Raw genomic sequence first — 1,200 nt, 5'->3', positions numbered from 1 at the left:
TGTGGGAGATTCTATGGTTTAGGGGAAACCCTCAACTTGCTTTCGGCTGGTATTCGCTCTGCCCCTTTAGTAGTGCGAATACGACCCGAGCAAGTTTACGGGCCAGAATCACCAGTGCCTGAGTGGTGCTGAACCCTTTAGCTCGTTGCTCTTCATAAAAACCTTTCCAGGTCGCTGTTCGGCTGGCCGACATGGCTGCATTGTGCAAAAGTCGGCGCGCCTCCGGATCACCTCGTTTTGTCAGACTGCGACGACCGTCCTTCTGCCCCGACTGTGAAACCCGTAAATCCATCCCCAAAAAAGCGATGAATGCGTCAGCGTTTTTAAACTCGCCCCGTTGAAACGCCGCGATCAGGCGAGCTCCAGTCAAAAAGCCTATGCCTTCAACTTTCATGCAGCGCCTTAGATGGACAAGTAAACCGGCCTCTTTAAGGAGGTCGTTGATCATCTTCTCGACCAGCACTTCAAGCCTCTGCATTGAGGCTATTTGCTCGGCAAAAGCGGCTTTGAGCAGCGGCTCATTTGCCCAGCTCTGTACCAGGCCAACTCGTGCCTGAACCAGCGCGGCGCGCCGGCGGAAAAGGCTCAAGAGCTGACGATACAGCGGCGATGGTGGAGTCCATGGGCGAAGCTCTTCATATTCGTTTTTCAGATAACGGGCGAGCAGCTTTGCATCCAGCGCGTCGGTTTTGGCGCGAACCTTCACACCTTTGCGGTAGTGGCTTAGTTCATAGCCACCGACCATGTAAATCGTGCAGCCGGCATCATGGGCCAGATCGGCGAATTCCAAGTGATAGATATTGGTCGACTCAATTGCTATGTCGACCGGTGCCGGCAAGGTTTTCAGCCATTTCTTGATGGCTGGCTTGTTATTGGGAAGCGTTTCCAGCAGATCCAGTTCGGTCTGGTAGATCACCAGTTCATCTTTGGCGACATCCACGCCCACGATTGGCTTGGAAACAGAAACCGACATTGCCATTGAACACCCCCCGAGATATGGTTTTGAGCACTTGAAGGGCTCACCCAGAGGCGCAGGCTTGTTCCTATCGTCGGTCTAGCCAGATGCATTCTTTATCGGCGCTTGGGTGAAAGGAGGAGGGGCGAAATCTCCCACGGATCTGTACTGCGCCAACAGTCAGAATCGAGCCTTGTCCCTCCTCCTCCCTTCAAGTACCAGCATACAAGCGAGCTTGCTCGCGA

At 53.8% G+C, this 1,200-nt stretch carries 1 protein-coding gene; it reads right to left on the bottom strand.

The features are described 5' to 3' along the window. Positions 1–31: 31 nt before the first annotated feature. Positions 32–979, bottom strand: a complete 948-nt coding sequence (locus CAF79_RS28585) for an IS110 family transposase (RefSeq protein WP_085701361.1) — start codon at positions 977–979, stop codon at positions 32–34. Between the last annotated feature and the right edge of the window lie 221 nt (positions 980–1,200).

The organism is Pseudomonas sp. B26(2017) (assembly GCF_002113045.1).
Classification (GTDB): Bacteria; Pseudomonadota; Gammaproteobacteria; order Pseudomonadales; family Pseudomonadaceae; genus Aquipseudomonas.
The sequence above is the reverse complement of the archived record's forward strand: the minus strand, read 5'-3'. Positions and strand labels throughout refer to the sequence as shown.